Below are 15,795 nucleotides of genomic sequence, written 5' to 3'. Positions count from 1 at the left end.
ATGAAGACCGGACTCGATGTACTGGCAGCGGAGGGATTCGCGCGGCTGAAGGGCAAGAAAGTTGGGCTGGTGACCCACCCACCCGCCGCGCTCGCCGATGGAACACCCGCGATTGAGGCGCTCCGTGCGGGCGGTGTCAAAGTGGCGGCGCTCTTCGGCCCCGAGCATGGTGTCCGCGGTGATGTCCCCGCGGGCAAGTGGATCGCCTCCTACACCGACTCCAAGACGGGTCTGCCGGTCTACTCCCTCTACGGCAAGACCAAGGTCCCCACCCCCGAGATGCTGAAAGGGCTAGAGCTCCTGGTCTTTGAGCTACAGGATATCGGCTGCCGGAGCTACACCTACCTCTCGACCCTGGGCTGTGTCCTCGAAGGCGCGGCCAAAGTCGGGCTCCCGGTGCTGGTGCTAGACCGCCCCAACCCGCTTGGCTTGGCACGAGTCGAGGGCGGCCCCGTCCAAAAGGGGTTCACGTCGTTTGTGAGCAAGTACCCCCTTGCCTACCGACACGGCATGACCCTCGGTGAGGTAGGGAAGATGCTCATCGGCAAGGGCTGGCTTGCAGGTGGTGCCCAACCCACGCTCAGCGTGCTTGCCTGCCAAGGCCTCAGCCGCACGGATTCTGGCTGGGACGCGCGCCGCTGGATCCCGACATCGCCCAATATCCCGACGCTCCGTGCTGCCCGGCTCTACGCCGCCACGGGGATTCTCGGGGAGCTAGACTGTATCGCGATCGGGGTGGGCACCGACGATCCCTTTGGCTATGTTGGCAGTCCCACTCTCAGCGCAACCAAGCTCGCCAAGGCGCTGGAGAAACATGCGGTGGCGGGTTTTGCGTACACCGCGGCGAGCTTTACACCGTCACGCGGGCTTTTCACCGGCCAGAAGTGCCAAGGAGTGCGCCTGATCCCCCAAAAAGGCCCCGAGAGCGAGTGGACACGCCCCAACTTCGCCCTCCTCGCCGCCCTCCGCGATGCGGGAGTCGTCCGGCCATTCTCGCCGGGGGAACCCACCCAGATGTTCGACTACTCCTGCGGCACCGATGCCGTGCGACGTGCATTTAACCGTGGTGCCGGTTCCGCCGAGCTCTGGGCGGAGTTTCAGCAAGGTGCCGTGAACTTTGAGAAGGAAAGAGCCCCCTTTTTGGTGTATACCTAGTCATGAGCCGCTACACGAACTCTGATATAACCCGCTACACGCCCTCGTGTTTTTGCTTCATCCTTGACCAGTCCTCATCGATGGCCGAGCCCTTTGGGGAGCGCGATGGCCAAGCGCCTGTCACAAAAGCCGAGGCAGTCGCGATGGCACTCAACAACCTGCTCCGCAACCTCATTCTCTCCTGCTCCAAGTCCGATGGGGTACGCAACTACTTTGAGATCGCCGTGATCGGCTACGGCGAGGAGGTCGCTCCCGCCTGGCAAGGTGCGCTCCGCGGCCGTGAGCTCGTCCCTATTGCCGAGGTCGCCCAGCATGTTCTTCGCCTGGAGGAGCGCGTGGTCGCCATGGCAGGGGGCAATGCTGAGACTATCAAGGCCCCTATCTGGCTCACACCGCAGGCCAAGGGCTCGACCACGATGTGTGCCGCCCTGCACTACGCCCACGAGGTTCTCTCCTACTGGGTTGGGCGTAATCCCGCATCGCATCCCCCGGTTATCGTCCACATCACCGATGGAGAGGCAACCGATGGAGAACCTGGCCCCTACCTCGACGCGCTGGCAAACCTGGGCACTGGCAATGGCCGCGCGACGCTCTTTAATGTCCATCTCTCCAGCCGCCGGGTAGCGCAGCCGCTCTCCTTCCCCGACAAGCCCACCGAGCTCCCCGACCGCTATGCCCGCCTCCTCTTCGACAAGGCGAGCTACCTGACCCCGTACATGCGCACGGTCGCCTGGGAGAATGGCCTGCCCCTCACCGACGATGCACGCGCCTTTGTTCTCAACGCCGATCCGAGCCTGCTCGTCCTAGCGTTGGAGATTGGCACACGCCCCGGTAAGCTGTGGTAAGAGCCTTTACGCTCGCCAAGGACCCGCTTGCCCCTGAGGCCAATGAGGATGCACTACTCTGGGCCGAGGGGCGGCTCGCTCTCGCGGATGGTGCCTCGTCGGATGCGTTCTCGGGGCTCTGGGCACAGGCGTTGTGCCAGGCGTTTCTCACCGACGGTACCCTGGAGCGCGATGTAGCGGCGACTGCCTGGAGAGCCATGATTCCCAGCCCAGTCCCGTGGTTCCTCGCCGACAAGCTTCGCCACGCTACCCATTCCAGCTTTCTAGGTCTTGAGTGGGATCCCACAACTCTCCGAGTGCAAGTGATTGGGGATGCCTGTGTCTTTGTGATCCGGGACGATCTCTTGGTCTTTGCGTTCCCCTACACACGCGCCGAGGACTTTTCGACCTACCCCGCGCTCCTGCCTACCCAAGGGCCACTGCCCGAGCTTTGTCACACAGAGTTTGCTCTCCAGTCAGGCGATACCATCCTCGCCGCCACAGATGCCCTTGCCGCCTGGCTGCTGCACGAGCGGGAGCATCAGCCCTGGGGCTCTCTCCTCGCCCTCCAGAACGCTGGCGACTTCCAGCGGTTTATCATGGCACTCCGCACCGCCCGGCGGCTCGCCCTGGACGACACTACCCTTGCCGTAGTTGCTCCAAGTACCAGGGAATCGTCAGGCGCAGTCCCTCATGAAGCGAGCGGGGAGAGTAGTGCGGCATCAGCTCCCGAAGACGCTCTAGACGGTTAAACTGCGAGCCCGGCTCGAAGACTCCCACCACTCCCGGCTGCACCTCGGGGGGCGGCCCAACGATACCAAAGTCCTCCGCAAGCACCTGCTGAACCGTCTGGATCACCGAGGCCGCAGCATGGCGATGCGGCGAGCCAATGTTAAAGGCAACCCGCGCCAGCTTGCCATCGATACGCTGAAGAGGAGCATTGCCGCGGCTCTGTGCGTCTGCGGCAAGGGCTAGCAAGCCCGCAAGAGCATCGTCGAGGAAGACATACTCTCGTAGCGACTCCCCTGCTTTGCCGGCCGTGATCCGCGGAGCCACCCCCTCCACCGTCCGACGGATCGTCCCAGGGACAATGCGGCTCCAGTGCAGGTCACCGGGGCCATAGACATTTGCCAGGCGTGCCACACGGATCGCAGGAGTCTCGTAGAGCCCCGCATAGAGACGAGCAACCTGATCCTGCTGTGCTTTCGAGAGCTCATAGAGGCCCCCATTGGCGAAAGCCGTCGAGTCTTCGTCGTCGTAGGGAGGCACCGCCAGTGCGCCGTACTGCTTATCCGACGATGCCACAACAACCTGGGGAATCTCCAGGCGTCGGCTTGCCTCCAAGAGATTCCAGGTGCCCGCGACATTCGCCTCCAACATTCCCCGTGCCCCCTCAGGTCCCCCCGCGTGTTGTAGGACGGAGACAGCAGCGAGGTGGAAGATCTGCTCGGGCAGCTCTCTCTCAAGCAGGGCCAGTGTGCTGGAAAAGTCGGTGAGATCAAGCGTGGCGTAGGGGATGCCTGCGTGGCGGGGCGCAGAGCGAGCGACTCCGAGGACGGCGTACCCCTGTTCAAGGAGACGCTCCGCGAGGGCGTGGGCTAGAAATCCGGAGACTCCGGTAATGAGTATCTTCATAGGAATCAAGAAAAAAGCCCCCCACGGGAATCTCCCGTGGGGGGCCACCACACAACGACTAGGGCAGACGAACTGTCACATCGTTGACGGCGTTTACCGTGCTACTGGCAAGCTGGTAGCGGAAGGTAAAGCGCAGCGTCCCGAGGGTGCCAGAGCGTCCCGTCGTATTCGCAAACAGAACCGTCCCCCTGCCCTCTTGTAGTAGGGAGAGCTGGTTGGGTGTCAGGTTCACAGGCAGGGCGCTTGTCGTATTGGAGAGTGTCCCGGTACTCGGGATAAACTGTGCTCCGACAATGGACACGCCACTGAGCTGTCGCTGATTGAGGTTCTGAACACGGATCGTACAGCTGATCGAGGCTCCACGGGTCAGGTTCGGGGTCACCTTGAAGGGTGAGGGAACCGCCTGGTCGAAGACATTGATCGGCATGCGCCACATTCCACGACCGTAGGTAGCGATATTGAGGAAGCCGGTTCCCCGGATCGCACGCATCGCATTGACAGGTACAACGGGCAGACCAAGGTTGGTTCCCGCGTTGAACCAGGTAGAACCACCATCACGCGTGATAAACACACCGATATCGTTTCCGACAAAGAACGTGTTAGACGGATCGTTCGGGTGGAACTCGATACAGCGCGGCGGCAGGGTTGTCAGCGCAGTCGGGGTTCCCTGAATACCAGAGACCGGGATGAACTGCGGCAGGATCTGCGGATTGGACCAGACGTTGTTGGTGTTACGGCAGCGCCATAGGCGGACACCGTTGTTAGCAGCAACCGGAGAGTTATCCGTCGTTCCCACAAGGATATCGTAGGGGTTAGACGGGTTCACCTTCACCGTGGAGATACGAATCTGTCCATCCGCTACATTCTGGAAGATAGCTCCCGGCGGGAAGCTCCGCACATCGCCTGTGCCCGGATTGTAGATGTCCAGACGCTTCCACTGGGCATTGGCGGGGTCACGGTAGCCCCGGCCCGTGGCCCTGAACTTCAGCATCCAAAGCTTGCCCAGAAGCCGTGGCGTCGCGAAGTCGATACCTGCGGTTGACACGTAGACAATGCTCGGATCGCTCGGAGAGGGCGCAATGCCGGTAATGGTCTCAAAGCCCTGACCTGAGTCGGGGCAGAGATTGGTGCCTCCCAGGCGTGGATCCCAAGCCGTGTTCGGATCCCAGGTAGGATCGTTCCATCTGCCCGCAGCCTTGTCCGAGTCGAAGCGCCAGAGGTTATTTGTCGCAACGTACAAGTAGTTTGGAGCCGCGGGGCTCAGCGCCATACGGGAGATAAACGGAAGCTCATCTGCTCCCCAGTCGGGCGAGATGCCTGTACGGCTAGCCCAGCTATCACCGGTTCCGATGATATTATCGAACTGGGACGAGGTGTACTGAATCGCGGTGTTCACCGGGTTGATCGCGGAACCAAAGCCATCGCCGGCTCCCACGTTGTCCCAGTGCTGGACATCCCCTAGTGCCGCAGGTGAGGAGTTGTCCTGCGTTCCACCAAGCATCCAATCAGGATTGCTTGGGTGCCAGTCAGCATCGTAGAACTGTGAGACACCAAGCGTTCGGTTGAGTGCATAGCCACCTACAAACGTCCAAGTGCCTACATTCGGGTCAAAAGTGAGCCCGTAGACCCCTCCGTCGTTGGTGATCAGGCTCTTGAGCGGATTGGCGGGATTGAACGCCATTCCGTGCTGGTCGCTGTGAGTCTGCACCGCCGCAGGAGATACATACGACTGCCCAACATCGGTCCAGTTACTCCCTCCGAGGGTCGCCGCGAGGGTGATTCCTCCTAGGAAGAGCTGGTCGATATCCTGTCCGGGAACCGGAATGGTTCCACAGTCCAAGTGCCGGTCATAGAAGAACTGGCTGTAGTTGTACCCCGGCTGCCCTACCTCAGCGCCGTCGGGGAAGTTCCCCGTGACGTCCACCCAGGTATTGGCTGCACCTGCCTGATTGCTCTTAAGGATACGTCCATCCGTCTGGCCCGTGCTTGCATCGACGTAGTAGACCACATTGGGATCGTTGGGCGATGCCGCAACCTCAACCTCGGAGTTAAAGGAGTTCTGTCCCGGAATTCCCAGAGTCAGGTTGGTCCAGGTTGCCCCACGATCTGAGCTACGGAAGACCGAGGTCCCTGCCGTCAGATCGGCTGCACGCGAGACATAGAGGAAACGGGTTCCCGTCCCTGGGTCCGGAGCGGCAATAGAGATCTTGGTAAAGTCCCCCGTCGCAATGGGCGGATTTAGCTTTGCCCAGTTTATTCCAGAATCGGTAGACTTATAAACACCGGTTCGGGCCGCAGTCCCCCCACCGGTTGTCATGTAGACAACATTAGGCAGGTCGGGATCACACAATATCTGGCTGACATAGGTTCCTTGAATCGCAGCTGCCACACGCACCCAAGTCGCGCCACCATCGGTGGAGCGCATCACACCACGGCTTGCGGCATCACCACCAGGGTAGTCTCCCAAGCCAACCAGAACAACTCCGGTGGCTGTCACCGCAATTCCTGAGGTTTGGAGCTGGTCAAAAGTGGAGTCCGAGAGCTGCTGCCAGTCCTGTCCACCATTGGTCGTCTTCCAGACACCACCACCCGCGGAGGCGATGTAGGCGGTGTTACCTGTAGGGTCGGTCGGATCGTAGGCGACATCGTTCACACGCCCCGAGGCACGTGACTGGGCAGGTCCAAAGTAGATCAGCTGAGGAGCAGGCTTAAGATCACGTGGTCCCACAAACTCCCACTGAGTTAGCTGTGCAGGCACACCCGGCCAAGCGCTTCCCATCGCGGTAATGTTACCGCCGGACGCAGGCGCAGAGCCCTTGCCACTGCCACCGAAGCTATTTGGACGCGTTCCACCGCCACCGGAGCCACCCGTGGATCCCCAGGACGACATCTTCCGCATCTGGTCCAGAGCATTGTTTAGACGGGCAAAGTTCCCCTCGGGAGTCCCCGTTCCGTACAAGCGCTCACGCCACAGCTTACTCTCCAGGAACTCAGGCCCCTCACCCACATTAGGGTTGGTTCCGACACGCTCCTTGTTCTCACGCAGTTTCTCTTCGGTCAGCTCAATGCTCCGCTGCATCGCCACGGTATTGGCAAAAGGCCGCCCCCCTGACTTTGCGAAGTCGCGTCCCAGACTTCCGTATAGTCCCTGCCTGGCCCCTGCATAGACAAAAACGCCTCCCCCGATTAGGAAAGTCGTCGCTAAAAGGCCAGTTAGAAAAGGACGGCTACTAGATTCATATGATGCCATTTTTAAGTCCCTTTCAGGGCTGGCTCTCTTCCAAGAAGCCAGCCCTAAACATCTCTCTACCGAATCGCAAACACGAGACCGTTGTGATTACCAATATAGACCGTACCATCTTTACCAATTGCAGGTGAAGACTCGATCATTCCGGTCGTATCAAAGCTCCAGCGCAGTGATCCTGTGGAGGTGAGGGCAAGCACATCGCCTCCCCAGGTCCCCACAAACACTGTCCCATCCCGTCCAATGGATGGCGAGGAGGACATGGGCTCTAGGCCAGGATCTCCAACTGCAGGGTACTGCCAGTTAATCGCCCCCGTTGCCGGGTTGAGCGCATAGACACGGCTGTTATCTGCCCCCGATGAGAAGTCACAGGTGGAGACATAGAGCTGTGTCGCCGCGCCACCAGCATCACTTGCCAGCGCCAGCGTGGAGAAGATCGGCACGGCAAAGTCACGTGGAGCCCACCGCTGCACACCCGCAGAGGTAAAGGCAAACACCCTCCCTGCGGTCGAAGCGATGTAGACATTCCCTGCTGTATCCACAACGGGAGAGGAAGCAAAAATATCCGATCCCAGTGTCACCGGCCAGCCGGGAATAGCAGTTCCAGTGGTGGCGTTACGAGCGTAGATTCTTCCGTCCTGGCAGCCAAAGTAAACCCGGGAGTTATCCGGAGAGAAGGCAGCACAGTTGACGATTCCATCGGGCGCTACAAAGCTCCACTTGACAGCTAGCGTACGTGAGTCAAGACAGTAGAATGTCTTACCCGGTAGGCTCTCCCCAACATAGATAGAGCCATCCGGCCCAATTGTCGGTGAGGACGAGATCGGCCCACCAAAAGCCGCACTAGAGGCAAGAAGCGTCCCCGTCTCTGCATCCAGCGCATAGACCTTACGATCATCGGAGCCGACATAGAGGACACCATCGTTTGTCAGAGCAGGCGACGAGTCGACGGGCCCGTTTGTCTCATAGCGCCAGACCTCATTTCCCGTCTTGCCATCGATACCATAGACCGTGCTGTCCTGGCTTCCTGCAAAGACCATGAAGTCCCCGGTTGTCGCATCAACCTCAGAGATCGCAGGTGAGGTAAGTAGGATCTTATTGCCCGTGAGGAAGCCCCACTTCACCTGCCCCTGGTTTGCAACACCCGTCGCCCACGTTCCCACTTGTCCCGTGTTCTGAAGGTCCCCATGGAACTTACCCCAGCCCGCCGCCAGAAGCGTCGAGTCCGAGACGCGCACAATCGAAGGCCGCCCCACGCTGGTAATCCCCGACTCCGTCTCCGTCGCCGAGATACGTGTGGTTCCAAAAGCCGCAGCAGTGACGACAATCGACTGCCCCGTTGTCGAGGAGAGAGTCGCGACACTGCTGTCAGTCGTTACCCACTGGATCTTCCCTGGTGTCGTCAAGACCACCAGGTCGTTAGCGTCGTATGCCGTCGCGGTCAGGGTCCGGGTTCGCCCAATTCGTAGCGGGAACCCAATCTCCGGTGTCGTCTCCAGACGAACAATAGTACTGTCCATCGTAAAGCCAACGGACTGGGAGGTGTGGTCCTGAGCAGGGTTGGTCGGGTTCAGCCAGAGGCTAGCAAAACCCGTTCCTCGTGCCTGGGGCACGTCCGCCGGATTGGCATCGCCTGTGGTATTGGGATAGGCAACCGCGGTAATCGTGTACTGCTCCGCTGCTGCCGCAGAGCGCCCCACCTCGAGATCTCCCGCCGTGACCGTTGCCACGGCGGTAGTTCCAGAGCCGGAGATATCCGCAGGCCGCACTAAGACCTTGGGGAAGCCAGCGACACTGACCCCTGCAGCGTTCTTAATATCCACCACGATACTGTTGGAGGCATCGGGGATAAGACGAGTCGGCTTTCGTGCGGGCCAAGCAACCGTGATCTGAAGACGTCCCACATTACTGACGGGAAGAGCACTGACCCCTCCGCCAAAAGGACGTCCCAGTCCGCCGCCACAGCCTGTCAAGGGAGCCACTACGCCCAGCGCAAGGAGAGTAGCAAGTGCCCCTGGCACTATTCTGTTTCTAACAAATCGTGTCATGGCTTTAGTCAATCTTAATGTCCAACGAACCGGCAACGATCTCGATATTGATCACCTTTGTCGCGCTGGGGTCGTAGTTGCTGGTCGCAATAATCCGTGCCCGGCCCGTCCCCGGCTTGGAGGCCGGTGCCGTGTAGCGTGCTGTTGTCGTGCTGGTGCTGACGATGTCACCGTAGATGCCACCCGTGTTGGGCTCTCCCGCCGGTCCTGTCAGAGTCCACGTGACGGAGCCATCTCGCCCGGGGGCGATATTGGTCACGTTCACCGCAAAGTTCTGCACCTTGCCAACGGAGATACGGAACGGGTCCGCCAGCGGGCTTGGGTTGGTCACCACAACCGAGACTTTGGACTTCACTGTGATGGTCACAACCCCAATCACGGTGGTGTCGTAGTTGCTGATCGCACGCACCGTGATAGTCGCATCGCGCTTTGGTGCAGTGTAGGTCGCCTTATTGGCATTCGTCGTGTCCACCACCAGCGAGCCAACCGGGTTGGTGCCGTCCTTGACGAGCTCCCACTTAACCTCGCGGCGGGAATCCGCAGCGGGGATCAGGGACGAGAGGTTGTTCACCACCGCTGTCAGGGAGACCGACTCTTCCCAGGAAAGGCTCACCGGCGAAGGAGTGATCACCACATCGGTGGTTGCACTCACCTTGATAGGGATGGTGAAGGTCTTGCTCGTGTCGTACTTGCTGGTCGCAATCAGGGTGATGTTGCGCACTTCTTTCGCGACCACCTTAGGAGCAAGGTAGCGCACCGTGGTTCCCGTAATGTTCGTCAGGGTTCCGTTCTGCGTGCCCGCTCCCCCCTGGATCGACCAGGTGACATCGCTATCCCCAACAGGCGCGTTGGTCACCACTGCGGTGAGATCAAGCGGTGCTTCCGAGCCTAGGTCACCCGAGATCGGGGTCACGGCAACAGAGGCGTTGGAGGTAACACGTACAACGGTCGCGGGACTGGTCGCACCATCGATGCTCGCCGTGACGGTAGCCTGGACAGGGCGAACTCCCTTGACCGACGAGCCCCCATTGACCACGGCGAGGTTCCCCGCATCGGCATCCGCCACCACGGCAAAGAAGACCGAGCCACGGGTCACGGCAACGATATTGCCATCACTGTTCTTCGCCTGGAAGGCAAGATCCAGGGTATCCCCCACCGCAACCGACTGCCCGGCGATGATCTCGACACTCTGGACTCCCGTGTACGTCGAGATGGTCACCGAGAGCGAGCCATCCGCAAGAACGGTGGCCGAGGCTTGGGCGAACCCAACCTTGCTCGTCTCCGGAGTCGCATCGGCGTTGGTGTAGAAGTCCACCCTCAGGATGAAGTTACCGATCTTGGCTTTACGCGGTGCGTCGTAGCTCTGGAGAACTGCCGATGTCCCCGCCGGGCGATTCACAACCCAGGAGATGTCACCACCGGCCGGATCGCCGTTTACCAGCGTTATCCGGGCCGAAAGAGCCGAGGAGAGACCCACGACGCGGCTACGCGCGCCCCAATCGATCTTAACCTTGAAAGCTGCGGTGCCCGCTGGTGTTGGCGTCGGTGTCGCCCCAACCGGTGTGGGTGTGGGTGTTGTGGGAATCGTATCCCCTCCACTTCCACCACAGCCAGAAGGCAGGAGCGCAAGCAGGCCTGTCACCAGCACCGCTGCCGCCGCCGCCAACCAGGAGGATCGCATCCCGGTGCGAATCTGCATGCTGTAAAACCTCTCTTCTCGGTCGTCAGCAGGGATTATTCCCTGTCCTAAGTGGCCGAAAACCTACGCTCGCACTATTCGCGCTCGCGCAGACAATTTCCTTCTTTATTACGAAATTTCCGAAGGGCATCATTGTCCCCCCGCAGGACTGCCCCATTCGATCAGAAAATCGTCGCTATTGTTCCGCAAAGCTACCGGTTTTGTCAAGCCGCATGCCTGCGCTCGTTGGGAAAAGGAACCCTCAGCGACCCGAAAAAATACAGATTGATCCTAGAGAGTTGCCATGAAGAAGTCATGAAGCCAGCGATTCTACGAGCCATGCCCGCAAGTCCACTCCCCCATTTTTCCAATCCAGTGGCGGCGTCTGCATCTCCCCCGCCCGGCAAATCCGCGAGACGCCCACAGCTTCAAGTGCCATACCCAGTTCTTGAGACATATCACCCGCAACTCCGACCGAGGACACTTTCCCTTGAAGAGAACCCAAGATAAAAGGAAGGTGTCGCATAAAACGATGGTAAGTTGGAACGATACGAACGATGCCATGACCAGTTCCATGTGAGAGAATCTTAGGTTGTGTCCCGTAGATGACTGTCCATCTCAAGTGAGAATCTTGAATCACATAGTCCGTCGGAGTGAAACGAGCTATATCGGCTACCTCTCTCACCTCTCGGGCAATCGCAAGATCAGTGACTGGTGGGACTTTCAAATCGTCAACCACCTTTGCCAATTCACCCGCAAGCAATTGTCCAGCGGAAATAGCTCCATGATTGCCCCAATCAACAAAAATGGTTTGTGGCGATAGACAACCTTGTTGATCGTACATCAAAACATCACGTGCAAACCCTTCGCCCCCCTCACGATACTGACTTGAACCATCACACCAAAACCCAATGCTCGTGGCATGACCAAACGGCAAAAATGGTTTCCAATAAAGATGGGGCCAAAGAGCCTCTAGTGTTTCGTCCGAACCATAGGCAATCGTCGCATCTGCTATCGTCAAGAGGCTTAGCATACGCTCATCCACCATTCCAGGGAAGAGATCAAGGTGGAGTAAGGCAGCCACTTCGGCGTCTATCTCGGTGAGGGTCTCGACAAAGTGGCGCGTCCAGACTGTCTCATCGCGGCTCTGTTTGATGAAGACGGGAATTCCCAGCAGGACGCAGTAGTGCAGCGTGGGCCAGGCGAGTAGCGGGGTGTTTCCGGCGAGGATCAGCGCCAGGACACCGGGCTTCCCGAGCTCGACGGGCTCCGAGCAGTGCGGCGCGGAGGCGGCGAGGGCGGCGATCCCTCGGCGGACTTGTGCCCAGGGAAATGCGCCCGTCTCCGGCGGCGGGGCGAGAGGGACTTTTTGCCAGAATGCCCCCAGGGCAGCGAGGCGGCGCTCCACGGGAATCGGGGGAAGTTCCCGGAGTTTTGCCAGGGTCTCCCTGACCGTTTGGGGGGTGGTTTCCATACGCCTGAAAGGTATAATACCCGCATGGCACGACGAGATAACCGCCGGGGAGATTCGCAGGAGAGTGATGAGCTGCAGCTGCGCGCTGTGGGTCTAGTAGATGAGCTGCTGGCAATGACCGCGCCGTCGGACCCAAAGTACCAGTACTTGCTACTGCTACGTCACCAGCTAGAGACCGATGAGCGCCAGATGCGCGATGCCCAAGAAGTTCTGGAGCAGTTTGAAGAGGCCTACGCCAAGCTGACCGAGACCGCCAGCAAGATCGGGATGTATCTTGGGCCGCTGGAGAATAGCAAGAAGGTCTTCCTTGCCGTCGGCGATGGCGAGTATGTCGGCAATGTCGACCCCAAGCTCGATGCACAAGACATGACTATCGGGGACCGGGTGATCCTCAACGATGCCTTTGCGGTGGTTCAAGTGCTTCCCCCCCATGTCGCCGGGCCGCTGGTGAAGGTGGGCGAGGTGCTCGACGATACCCGGCTGCGGGTTGGGGGCGATGTCCAGGGGCTCAACTCCCGGATTGTCGGGCGGGGCGAGGCGCTGCTCTTTGCGGAGCTCAAGCCGGGCGACGAGGTCCGCATGGACCCCACCGGTAAGCTCGCGATGGAGCACTTCCCCAAGACCGAGAGCAAGGACTTCTTCCTGGAAGAGGTGCCGCAGGTGCCCTGGGACAAAGTGGGCGGCCAAGACGAGGTCATCGAGATTATCCGCGATGCGATCGAGAAGCCCCTTCTCTACCCCGAGCTCTACGAGCGCTTTGGGAAGCGCCCGCTCAAGGGTATCCTGCTCTACGGCCCTCCCGGCTGTGGCAAGACCCTGATCGGAAAGGCGACCGCCTACAACCTGACCAAGGAGTACAACCAGCAGACCGGCCAGAACCTCAAAGAGTACTTCATGTACATCAATGGCCCCAAGATCCTCAACATGTGGCTGGGAGAGTCCGAGCGCCAGGTGCGCGAGATCTTTGCAACTGCCCGTGAGAAGGCAAAAGAGGGCCACCTGGTCTTCATCTTTATCGATGAGGCCGAGTCGATCCTCCGCACCCGAAACTCGGGCCGCTGGACCAATATCTCCAACACGGTCGTGCCGCAGTTCTGCGCCGAGATGGACGGCCTGGTCTCCAGCGCCAATGTCGTGGTGATGCTCACGAGCAACCGCCCGGACTACATCGACCCCGCGATCCTCCGCCCCGAGCGTATCGACCGCCGCGTCCGTGTCAAGCGCCCCGACCGCAAGGCCGCCAAAGATATTCTCTCGATCTACCTCAACGAGAATGTCCCGATCGACTGCGCGCTGATCGAGAAGCACAACGGCGACAAGCGCGCCGCCGCCGCCGAGCTGGTGGACAACACCGTGGCGCATCTCTGGCGCAAGGACGCCGAGACGGAGTTTCTGGATGTCTTCAACCGCAACGGCGGGACGGAGCGCCTCTACTGGAAGGACCTGGTCTCCGGAGCACTCCTGAGCTCCCTGGTGGAGCGGGCCAAGGACTTCGCCATCAAGCGGGCGATTGCCAGCGGCAACCACACCGAAGGCCTAACCCAAGAGGACCTCTACAAGGCGCTCGCGCTGGAGTTCAAGGAAAACGAGATCTTCCCCAAGAGCGATGCGGTCGAGGACTGGCTGATGCTGCTCGACCAAGCCCCGGAGAATGTCGCCGATGTCAAGCCCATCCGCCAAGATACGCGCGGCAAGGGCACGGCGAAAAAACCGAGCGGCGTGATCTAGGGTCGGACAAAGAACGAGCTGAAGCTCCCTCTATCCAGGCGTTGGGTGGAGGGAGCTTTTTCTTGTGAGGTGAAGGTTTGAAACGCAAGCTGAGGAAGATTGTGGTAGGTGGGGAGACCTATCTCTGGAAAGTAGGATCAGGCCACATACCACGTCCTGATGGAATAATGGGCTATGGCGCGAAATTTTATGTCTCGCACCAGGACCATCCCCGCACTTTCTTTCAGCTTGATTTCCCTTGGCACTCCCCCCTGGGTGGGAGTGAGTATGTCTGGCGACGTGGTGTTGTGGTCTTTGACGACAGACCAGAGCACATCATCAATCTAAACCTCCCACGTGTTGCCGCAAAACTCATCACCTCTGCGCTTGAGTACGGGTGGTCGCCCAAGACACAGATCAAAGCACTCTTGATCTCTGATGGGTTTCACTGGCTACGGGAAAATAATCTTGATCTAGGCGAGCCCTATCCCTCTCCCTAGACAAACGCCGCCACTTTTTGGAGAAAGAGGGTGAGCATGATCCCAAGCTCGTGCTGGACACAGGGCTCGGTGGCATCGCGGATGTGGCGGTAGCTGACGGCGTGGTGGAGGGCGATCAGCGGGGCGATCTCGTTCCAGGGCGGGAGGGGCGTGCTCCAAGCAGCGAGGAGCTCTTGGGTCTTATCCACATTCTCGGGCCAGAAGGGCAGGAGGATGTCCATCCACGGGAGCGCGACACAGGCATCGGTCCAGTCGAAGTAGAGCAGGCCGTCGGGGCCTGTAGCGACATTTCCGGTGTGTAGGTCGCCGTGGACGAGGCCACAGGGGGCATCGGCAAAGGCAGCGATTCGGGCCTGCCAGTCCACGGAGAGCAGCTTCTCGCGCTGGTCGTAGGTGAGCGTGTCCAGCGCGGCTTGGTCGGTGAGGAGGCGGGCGACTTCGCGGGCGAGGTGGGCGGGGCGACGGTCCACACACCCCATCGCAAGCAGCTCGGTCTCCTGCCCTAGTGTCTGTTGCTGGAGCCGGGAGTAGTCGGTGAGGGCAAGCGCTGTGGCGTCGTCACCGTGACTGGTGCGGAGCTCGTCGCCAAAGTCCGCAAGAAGCATCCAGCCGCGCTCGGGGTCGGTCGCGAGGGGTGTCGGGATGCGGCCGGGGAAGCGCTGGGCAAGGTTTTGGGTGATACGCGGCTCATTGGCAAAGAGAGGGCGCTGGTTGGTGGCCTTGAAGTAGACCACGCCACGGCCGGTCTCCGCGCGGATCACGCACGAGAGGCTCCAGGACTTGAGCTCTTTCCACGCGTGTAGCCCCGCAGCGTGAGCCGCGATCCAGGCGAGCGCGCTCTCCAGCCAGCCCGGATAGCCCCAGGGAACGCGTAGAGGATGCGGCTCGTGTGCCTCGGGAGGAAGCGCGTCGGTATCCACCCAGACCGCCTCCGCAGGCCGTGCCCCCTCTGCGATCAGAGTTGCCGTGGCTTCGTCACGCTGGGGCATGAAGCGATAGTGCAGAGGCAGCGCACGGAGTGCCTTGGCATCATCACCAGTCAGCTTCCACCAGCGCTGGCTCGTAGGGTCTTGCCCGAAGCACGTCAGGGTCACGGAGCGATACGGAAGCGTAGGAGGGCCAGCCCCCCAATAATCCCCGAGAGGAAGAGCGCGATACTGCTCGTGCGGACAACTCCCTTGACCACCGTGGTAGCCTCGATCCCCGAGTGCTCGCTCGCGGTCAGCTTTGCCTCGCCCTCGACCAGCTGTTGCTTCCAGAGCTCCGGGTTATTGGTCTTGTTCTTCGGATCCAGCCGCTGACGCGCCTCACGAACCTGCCGCCAAGCCGGGGCACTGGCGGAGCGCTTGGCATCCGCGATCCCGATGAGCGTCCCGAAGAACACACTCACCAGTACCACCAGTGCGATCGGTCGCAGTACACGGCGCACCACCGACGGCGAGGCGGGGCGGGGCTTTCCCAGCCGAGCAGCGGCGAAGAGGGCTCCCACACAGAAACTCAGTGCAAAGAAAAGTATCACGGAGAGATTAT

At 60.3% G+C, this 15,795-nt stretch carries 12 protein-coding genes; 5 read left to right on the top strand and 7 right to left on the bottom strand.

All coding sequences use genetic code 11. The features are described 5' to 3' along the window. The 3 genes from HNQ39_RS06915 to HNQ39_RS06905 are packed head-to-tail and all read left to right on the top strand — an operon-like array spanning position 1 to position 2,731. Complete coding sequence (locus tag HNQ39_RS06915) at positions 1–1,155, top strand: exo-beta-N-acetylmuramidase NamZ family protein (protein WP_184193211.1); 1,155 nt, start codon at positions 1–3, stop codon at positions 1,153–1,155. 2 nt (positions 1,156–1,157) lie between these two features. Further along, positions 1,158–2,000, top strand: a complete 843-nt coding sequence (locus tag HNQ39_RS06910; protein WP_184193210.1) for a vWA domain-containing protein — start codon at positions 1,158–1,160, stop codon at positions 1,998–2,000. After that, complete coding sequence (locus HNQ39_RS06905; protein WP_184193209.1) at positions 1,994–2,731, top strand: PP2C family serine/threonine-protein phosphatase; 738 nt, start codon at positions 1,994–1,996, stop codon at positions 2,729–2,731. The genes HNQ39_RS06910 and HNQ39_RS06905 overlap by 7 nt, the downstream gene beginning before the upstream one ends. Here the strand turns inward: HNQ39_RS06905 and HNQ39_RS06900 are convergent. The 5 genes from HNQ39_RS06900 to HNQ39_RS06880 all read right to left on the bottom strand — a co-directional run bounded on the left by HNQ39_RS06900 (position 2,619) and on the right by HNQ39_RS06880 (position 12,058). Then, positions 2,619–3,614 (bottom strand): NAD-dependent epimerase/dehydratase family protein, encoded by a 996-nt coding sequence (locus tag HNQ39_RS06900; RefSeq protein ID WP_184193208.1) that lies wholly within the window; start codon positions 3,612–3,614, stop codon positions 2,619–2,621. The genes HNQ39_RS06905 and HNQ39_RS06900 overlap by 113 nt on opposite strands. Positions 3,615–3,672: 58 nt before the next feature. Continuing rightward, on the bottom strand, positions 3,673–6,693 hold the full coding sequence (locus HNQ39_RS06895) for a beta propeller repeat protein (RefSeq protein WP_184193207.1): 3,021 nt from the start codon (positions 6,691–6,693) through the stop codon (positions 3,673–3,675). 227 nt (positions 6,694–6,920) lie between these two features. Next, a complete protein-coding gene (locus tag HNQ39_RS30510) occupies positions 6,921–8,879 on the bottom strand; it encodes an outer membrane protein assembly factor BamB family protein (RefSeq protein WP_184193206.1) in 1,959 nt (652 codons plus the stop codon). Between the two features lie 31 nt (positions 8,880–8,910). Further along, positions 8,911–10,605, bottom strand: coding sequence for a hypothetical protein (locus HNQ39_RS06885; RefSeq protein ID WP_184193205.1), 1,695 nt, complete (start codon positions 10,603–10,605; stop codon positions 8,911–8,913). 292 nt (positions 10,606–10,897) lie between these two features. Then, entirely contained in the window at positions 10,898–12,058 is a 1,161-nt protein-coding gene (locus tag HNQ39_RS06880) for an acyl-CoA reductase (protein WP_184193204.1), read from the bottom strand. Positions 12,059–12,082: 24 nt separating this feature from the next. Here HNQ39_RS06880 and HNQ39_RS06875 point away from each other — a divergent pair, with 24 nt between their 5' ends. Together HNQ39_RS06875 and HNQ39_RS06870 are read left to right on the top strand one after the other, a co-directional pair. Beyond that, positions 12,083–13,786, top strand: a complete 1,704-nt coding sequence (locus HNQ39_RS06875) for an AAA family ATPase (RefSeq protein ID WP_184193203.1) — start codon at positions 12,083–12,085, stop codon at positions 13,784–13,786. Positions 13,787–13,953: 167 nt separating this feature from the next. Beyond that, positions 13,954–14,265, top strand: a complete 312-nt coding sequence (locus HNQ39_RS06870; RefSeq protein WP_184193202.1) for a hypothetical protein — start codon at positions 13,954–13,956, stop codon at positions 14,263–14,265. Here the strand turns inward: HNQ39_RS06870 and HNQ39_RS06865 are convergent. Continuing rightward, complete coding sequence (locus HNQ39_RS06865; protein ID WP_184193201.1) at positions 14,262–15,359, bottom strand: phosphotransferase; 1,098 nt, start codon at positions 15,357–15,359, stop codon at positions 14,262–14,264. The genes HNQ39_RS06870 and HNQ39_RS06865 overlap by 4 nt on opposite strands. After that, entirely contained in the window at positions 15,356–15,784 is a 429-nt protein-coding gene (locus tag HNQ39_RS06860) for a hypothetical protein (protein WP_184193200.1), read from the bottom strand. The genes HNQ39_RS06865 and HNQ39_RS06860 overlap by 4 nt, the downstream gene beginning before the upstream one ends. Between the last annotated feature and the right edge of the window lie 11 nt (positions 15,785–15,795).

Origin of the sequence: Armatimonas rosea (genome assembly GCF_014202505.1) — a bacterium.
Taxonomy (GTDB): Bacteria; Armatimonadota; Armatimonadia; order Armatimonadales; family Armatimonadaceae; genus Armatimonas; species Armatimonas rosea.
The sequence above is the reverse complement of the archived record's forward strand: the minus strand, read 5'-3'. Positions and strand labels throughout refer to the sequence as shown.

Bases quoted from the DNA above. Each gene is read 5' to 3' on its own strand.
- HNQ39_RS06885 (WP_184193205.1), bottom strand. From the start codon at position 10,605: ATGCAGATTCGCACCGGGATGCGATCCTCCTGGTTGGCGGCGGCGGCA.
- HNQ39_RS06900 (WP_184193208.1), bottom strand. From the start codon at position 3,614: ATGAAGATACTCATTACCGGAGTCTCCGGATTTCTAGCCCACGCCCTC.
- HNQ39_RS06880 (WP_184193204.1), bottom strand. From the start codon at position 12,058: ATGGAAACCACCCCCCAAACGGTCAGGGAGACCCTGGCAAAACTCCGG.
- HNQ39_RS06870 (WP_184193202.1), top strand. From the start codon at position 13,954: ATGGGCTATGGCGCGAAATTTTATGTCTCGCACCAGGACCATCCCCGC.
- HNQ39_RS06895 (WP_184193207.1), bottom strand. From the start codon at position 6,693: ATGCAGCGGAGCATTGAGCTGACCGAAGAGAAACTGCGTGAGAACAAG.
- HNQ39_RS06915 (WP_184193211.1), top strand. From the start codon at position 1: ATGAAGACCGGACTCGATGTACTGGCAGCGGAGGGATTCGCGCGGCTG.
- HNQ39_RS06875 (WP_184193203.1), top strand. From the start codon at position 12,083: ATGGCACGACGAGATAACCGCCGGGGAGATTCGCAGGAGAGTGATGAG.
- HNQ39_RS06910 (WP_184193210.1), top strand. From the start codon at position 1,158: ATGAGCCGCTACACGAACTCTGATATAACCCGCTACACGCCCTCGTGT.